At 72.1% G+C, this 6,000-nt stretch carries 4 protein-coding genes; all 4 read right to left on the bottom strand.

Annotated features, from left to right (window positions below; translation table 11 throughout):
• Positions 1 to 195: 195 nt before the first annotated feature.
• Positions 196 to 2,694 (bottom strand): phenylalanine--tRNA ligase subunit beta, encoded by a 2,499-nt coding sequence (gene pheT, locus ACFVYN_RS15870; RefSeq protein WP_389998156.1) that lies wholly within the window; start codon positions 2,692 to 2,694, stop codon positions 196 to 198.
• On the bottom strand, positions 2,694 to 3,815 hold the full coding sequence (gene pheS, locus ACFVYN_RS15865) for a phenylalanine--tRNA ligase subunit alpha (RefSeq protein WP_389998154.1): 1,122 nt from the start codon (positions 3,813 to 3,815) through the stop codon (positions 2,694 to 2,696). Before pheS ends, pheT begins: the two co-directional genes overlap by 1 nt.
• A 151-nt stretch (positions 3,816 to 3,966) precedes the next feature.
• On the bottom strand, positions 3,967 to 5,085 hold the full coding sequence (locus tag ACFVYN_RS15860; protein WP_389998152.1) for an ATP-binding protein: 1,119 nt from the start codon (positions 5,083 to 5,085) through the stop codon (positions 3,967 to 3,969).
• A 49-nt stretch (positions 5,086 to 5,134) separates the two neighbouring features.
• On the bottom strand, positions 5,135 to 5,986 hold the full coding sequence (locus ACFVYN_RS15855) for a TrmH family RNA methyltransferase (RefSeq protein ID WP_389998151.1): 852 nt from the start codon (positions 5,984 to 5,986) through the stop codon (positions 5,135 to 5,137).
• Positions 5,987 to 6,000 lie beyond the last annotated feature (14 nt).

The following is a 6,000-nucleotide window of genomic DNA, read 5'->3' as shown; positions in this document are numbered from 1 at the left end:
ACCAGCCACGACGCAGCCGAGGCCGCCAGACGCCCCCGGCCCCCCACGGCGACCAAGCCCAGGCCTACGGCCTCGAAGGGCCGGTCCGACTCGGGGGGCGCAGCCCCCACAGGGGCGCGGGGAACTGCGCGACCGGCCACGACGCAGCCGAGGCCGCCAGACGCCCCCGGCCCCCCACGGCGACCAGGCCCAGGCCTAAGCCCTCAGCACCGCCCCGGTCCGCTCTCCCGCAAGAGCCACCGCCGCATCTCGAGCAGCAGAGGCCTCGTCCACGGTCAACGTCCGGTCCCCGGCACGGAACCGCAGCGCGTAGGCCAGCGACTTCTTGCCGTCGCCCAGCTGCTCCTCGTTCTCGTACACGTCGAACAGCCGGATGGCCTCGAGGAGTTCACCCGCACCCGCACGCAGCGCGGCCTCGACCTCGGCGTGCGGCACGAGCTTGTCGACGACCAGCGCGACATCCTGCGTGGCCACCGGGAAGGTGGAGATGCCCGGCGCCTGCGGGGCGTCGTCGCCGGCCGCCTCCAGGACATCCAGGTCGAGCTCCATCGCACAGGTACGCGCAGGGAGCCCGAACGCCTTCACGACCCGCGGGTGCAGCTCACCGGCGTGCCCCACCACGGTGTCCCCGACGACGAACTCGGCGCACCGCCCCGGGTGCCACGGCCCGTACTGTCCGCCGCGGACGACCAGTTCGACCCCGGCCTCACGCGCGACCAGGCGACCGGCCTCGACCGCGTCGGCCCAGTCGGCCGGGCGGCCCCTGCCCCACCAGCCGGCCTGCTCCCGGGCACCGGCGAGCACCGCGGCCACGTGCCGCGGCTGCTCGGGCAGGGCGGCGTCCAGCTCGGCGATCTCCGCGTCCGTGGGACGCCGGTCCACCGGCAGCACCGAGGCGACCCGCTGCTCGGAGCGCGGCAGGAAGACCAGCCCGGTCTCGAACAGCGCCAGATCGTGCGAACCCCGCCCGTCGTTGCGCCGCAGCGCGGCGAGCAGGCCCGGCAGCAGCGACGTACGCAGCGCGGGCTCCTCGTCGTTGAGCGGGTTGGTCAGCCTCACGACCCGGCGGGCCGGGTCGTCGGCGTCCAGGCCCAGCTGGTCGAAGACCTGCTCGGAGACGAAGGGGTAGTTCGGCGCCTCGACGTACCCGGCACCGGCCAGCGCCCGGCCCGCCCGGCGGTGCAGCCGCTGGCGGTGGGTCAGGCCCCGCCCGGCCGGCGGCCTGGGCAGCGTGGAGGGCAGGTTCTCGTAACCCTCCAGACGGATGACCTCTTCGGCCAGGTCGTTGATCTCCTGGAGGTCGGGTCGCCAGGACGGCACGGTGACGATCAGCTCGTCCTGCCCGTACACGTCGCAGCCGACTTCCTGAAGACGCCGTACGACCGTCTCGCGGCCGTAGGACACACCCGCGACCTTGTCGGGGTGGTCCGCCGGGACGCTGATGGTGTGCGGGGCCGACGGGGCGGTGACCTCGGTGACACCGGCCTCGGCGGTGCCGCCCGCGAGCAGCACCAGCAGGTCGACCGTGCGCTGTGCGGCAGCGGCGGCGGCCTGCGGGTCGACACCGCGCTCGAAGCGCCGGGACGCCTCGGAGGACAGCTTGTGGCGACGGGCCGTACGGGCGATGGAGACCGCGTCGAAGTGGGCGGCCTCGATCACGACGTCGGTGGTGCCCTGAGCTTCGGAGTGGTCGGCGATCTCCGTGTTGGCGCCGCCCATCACGCCGGCGAGGCCGATCGGGCCGCGGTCGTCGACGATGACCAGGTCCTCGGCGTGCAGCTTCCGCTCGACGCCGTCGAGGGTGACGATCTTCTCGCCCTCCTCGGCCCGGCGCACGCCGATGGTGCCCTGGACCAGCGTGCGGTCGTAGGCGTGCAGCGGCTGGCCGAGCTCCATCATCACGTAGTTGGTGACGTCGACGGCGAGCGAGATCGGGCGCATGCCGACCTTCTGGAGCCGGCGCTGGAGCCAGAGCGGGGAGCGGGTCTCGGGGCTGAGGCCGGTCACCGTACGGGCCGTGAAGCGGTCGCAGCCGAGCGGGTCGGAGACCTGCACCGGGTAACCGAAGGCGTTCGGGCCCGGGACGTCGAGCAGGGCCGGGTCGCGCAGCGGGATGCCGTAGGCGATCGCGGTCTCGCGGGCCACGCCGCGGATGGACAGGCAGTCGCCGCGGTTGGCGGTGACGGCGATGTCCAGGACCTCGTCGACCAGCTCCAGGAGCTCGATGGCGTCCTTGCCGACCTCGGTCTCCGGCGGCAGCACGATGATGCCGTGGCTGCCGTCGTCGCCCATGCCCAGCTCGTCGCCGGAGCAGATCATGCCGTGGGACGTCTTGCCGTACGTCTTGCGTGCGGAGATCGAGAAACCGCCGGGCAGCGTGGCGCCCGGGAGGACCACGACGACCTTGTCACCGACCTGGAAGTTCCGCGCACCGCAGACGATCTCCTGCGGCTCACCGGTGCCGTTGGCCTGCCCGACGTTCACCGTGCAGAAGCGGATCGGCTTCTTGAAGCCCTCCAGCTCCTCGATGGTCAGCACCTGGCCGACGACCAGGGGGCCCTTGAGGTCGGCGCCGAGGTGCTCGACGGTCTCGACCTCGAGGCCCGCGGAAACGAGCTTGGCCTGGACGTCACGGCCGGTTTCGGTCGCCGGCAGGTCGACGTACTCCCGCAGCCAAGAAAGCGGGACCCGCATCAGATCTCCATCCCGAACGGCCGGGTGAACCGGACGTCACCCTCGACCATGTCTCGCATGTCCTCGACGTTGTGGCGGAACATCAGCATCCGCTCGATGCCGAACCCGAAGGCGAAGCCGCTGTACTTCTGCGGGTCCACGCCACAGGCGGTCAGCACCTTGGGGTTGACCATTCCGCAGCCGCCCAGCTCGATCCAGCCCTCGGAGGAGCAGGTACGGCAGGGGCGGTCGGGGTTGCCGACGGACTCGCCGCGGCAGACGTAGCACACCATGTCCATCTCGGCGGACGGCTCGGTGAAGGGGAAGAAGTTCGGGCGCAGCCGGGTCTTCATGCCCTCGCCGAACAGGGCCTGGACCATGTGGTCCATGGTGCCCTTGAGGTCGGCCATGGTCAGGCCCTCGTCGACGGCCAGCAGCTCGACCTGGCGGAAGACCGGGGTGTGCGTGGCGTCCAGCTCATCGGTGCGGTAGACGACGCCGGGACAGATCACGTAGACCGGCAGCTCACGGCTGAGCAGCGAGCGGATCTGCACGGGTGAGGTGTGGGTGCGCAGCACGACACCGGACTCGGTGCCGCCCTTCGGGCCCTCGACGAAGAAGGTGTCCTGCTCGCCGCGGGCCGGGTGGTCCGGGCCGATGTTGAGCGCGTCGAAGTTGAACCACTCGGCCTCGACCTGCGGGCCCTCGGCGACCTCGTAGCCCATGGCCACGAAGACGTCCTCGATGCGCTCGGAGAGCGTGGTGAGCGGGTGGCGGGCGCCGGCCGGTACGCGGTCGTACGGCAGCGTGACGTCCACCGCCTCCTCGACGAGCACGCGCTGGTCGCGCTCGGCCTCCAGCTCGGTCTGACGGCCGGCGAGGGCCTTGTTCACCGCGCCCCGGGCCTGGCCGACGAGCTTGCCGGCGGCGGCCTTGGCGTGCGGGGGCAGGGCGCCGATCTCGCGGTTGGCGAGCGCCAGCGGGGAGGCGCCGCCGGTGTGGGCGACCTTGGCCTCCTGGAGCGCGTCGAGGGAGTCCGCGGCGGCGAAGGCGGCGAGCGCCTCGTCCCGCATGCGCTCGATCTCTTCCGGTTTCAGGGCCTCGACCTCTACAGGGTCGTACGACTTGTTCGGTGCCGACATCTCTTCCCGTGCTTCCGATTGGCTGGCTGAAGGTCCCCGTCACCGACTCACTCAGAGGTCAGAGGGCCGTCCATGGGACACATGGGTGCCAAGGGCCGAGTCTAACGGGGTGGAGGTGTACGGATACGCCCGCGGGCAGCTCAGGCCGGTCTCAGGTGAGGTAGGCCGGAACGCTCACGGGCAACGTAAATCGGAACTCGGCGCCGCCCTGGGGGCCCCGGCCGACCGTGATGGTGCCGCCGTGGGCCTCGACGATGCCCTTGACGATGTAGAGCCCGAGGCCGGTGCCGCCGCGCTTGCTGCCCCGCCAGAAGCGGGTGAAGACGCGGTTCATGGACTCCTCCGGGATGCCGGGACCCTCGTCGCTCACCGTGACCGACGTGCCGGTGTCCTCCCCCTCGCGGGGTGACTCCGTGGGCGTGATGTCAATCGTGACGGTTCCCTCGCCGTGCCGCACCGCATTTTCCAGCAGGTTGCTCAGCACCTGGTCGATCTTGTCGGGGTCGGCCCACAGGGCGGGCAGCGGCTGCTCCAGGCGCAGCAGGAAGCGGTCGGCGGCAAGGCCGGCGGCGACGTAGGCCTGGATGTGGCGTCCGACGGCGGCGCCGATGTCGACGGGCTGGCGCCTGACCTCCAGGCGCCCGGAGTCGATGCGGGAGATGTCGAGGAGCTCGGCGATGAGGCGGGTGACCCGGTCGGCGTCCGCGTCGACGGTCTCCAGCATCAGGCGTTTCTGGTCGTCGGTGAACCTCTCCCACTTGGCGAGGAGGGTCGCGGTGAAACCCTTGACGGAGGTGAGCGGGGACCTGAGCTCGTGGGCCACGGTGGCGATCAGCTCGGCGTGGCTGCGTTCGGTGCGGCGGCGGGCCTCGGTGTCCCGGAGGGCGACGACGACACGGTGGACGGGCCCGGTCGGCCGGGTGCGCACGTACTGCGCGGAGACGAGGACCTCACGGCCGCCCGGCAGCAGCAGATTCCGCTCGGGCTGTCGCCTGCGGATCGCGAGCCCGCCGTAGGGGTCGGTCAGCTGCCACCAGCGCCGGCCCTCCAGGTCCTCTAACGGAAGGGCCTTCTCCAGCCGCTGTCCGAGGGCGTCCTCGGCGGGCAGGGCGGTGATCCGGGCCGCGGCGGTGTTGAAGCAGATCACGCGGCCCTGCTCGTCCGCGACGACGAGGCCGTCGGGCAGCTGGTCGGGATCGATGCCGAGCTCGGCGAGTCCACCGGCACAGGCCTCGGACACGCCTTGCGCGCTCCTCGTGCCGACACTCATCCCCGCACCCCACCTCTCAGGCGTCTGAGGGGCCCCCGAGCTGGTCACCTTACTGGTTCTCGGTGACGGAGCGGCACCCTCCGGAGGCGCGCTGTGCACGGGCTGACGCGTAGAGACATACGGCGGCCGCGGTGGCGAGGTTCAGGCTCTCGGCCTTCCCGTGAATCGGGACGCGCACCACGGCGTCCGCGAGGGCGCGGGTCTCCTCCGGGAGCCCCCAGGCCTCGTTGCCGAACACCCAGGCGGTCGGCCCGCCCATGGTGCCCTGGTCGAGCTCGGCGTCGAGGTCGTCGGTCCCGGCCCCGTCGGCGGCGAGGATCCGCACTCCGGTCCGCCTGAGCCCCTCGACGGCGTCCTGCACGGGCACGCCGACGGCGACGGGCAGGTGGAAGAGGGAGCCCACGGAGGCCCGTACGGCCTTGGGGTTGTAGAGATCGACGGAGGCGTCGGTCAGGACGACGGCCTCGGCACCGGCGGCGTCGGCGCACCGCAGGACGGTGCCGGCGTTCCCGGGGTCGCGCACGTTCGCGAGCACGGCGACGAGCTTGGGGCGGGCGGCAAGGATCTCCTCGAAGGGGGTGTCGAGAAACCGGCAGATCCCGACGAGCCCCTGCGGGGTGACGGTGGTGGAGATGTCGGCGACGACGTCCTCGGCGGCGAGGTGCACACGGGCCCCGACGGCCCGGGCCGCTCCGATGATGTCGGCGTACCGCTCCGCGGCCTCGACGGTGGCGAACAGCTCGACCAGTGTGTCCTTGTGCCCGGCGGCCTCCCGCACGGCCTGCGGTCCCTCGGCCAGGAACAGCCGCTCCTTCCCCCGGAAGTTCCGCCTGGCGAGCCGCCGGGCGGCGGAGACGCGGGGGGAACGGGGGGAGATCAGCTCGGGGGTGACGGGGGGCATGCGATTCACCTTCG

The sequence above is a fragment of the Streptomyces sp. NPDC058307 genome (assembly GCF_042880295.1).
Lineage (GTDB): Bacteria > Actinomycetota > Actinomycetes > Streptomycetales > Streptomycetaceae > Streptomyces.
Note: the sequence above shows the minus strand (reverse complement) of the source record. Positions and strands in the feature narration are given on the sequence as shown.

Coding starts and splice junctions, on each gene's coding strand:
- pheT (WP_389998156.1), bottom strand. CDS start 2,694: ATGCGGGTCCCGCTTTCTTGGCTGCGGGAGTACGTCGACCTGCCGGCG.
- pheS (WP_389998154.1), bottom strand. CDS start 3,815: ATGTCGGCACCGAACAAGTCGTACGACCCTGTAGAGGTCGAGGCCCTG.
- ACFVYN_RS15860 (WP_389998152.1), bottom strand. CDS start 5,085: ATGAGTGTCGGCACGAGGAGCGCGCAAGGCGTGTCCGAGGCCTGTGCC.
- ACFVYN_RS15855 (WP_389998151.1), bottom strand. CDS start 5,986: ATGCCCCCCGTCACCCCCGAGCTGATCTCCCCCCGTTCCCCCCGCGTC.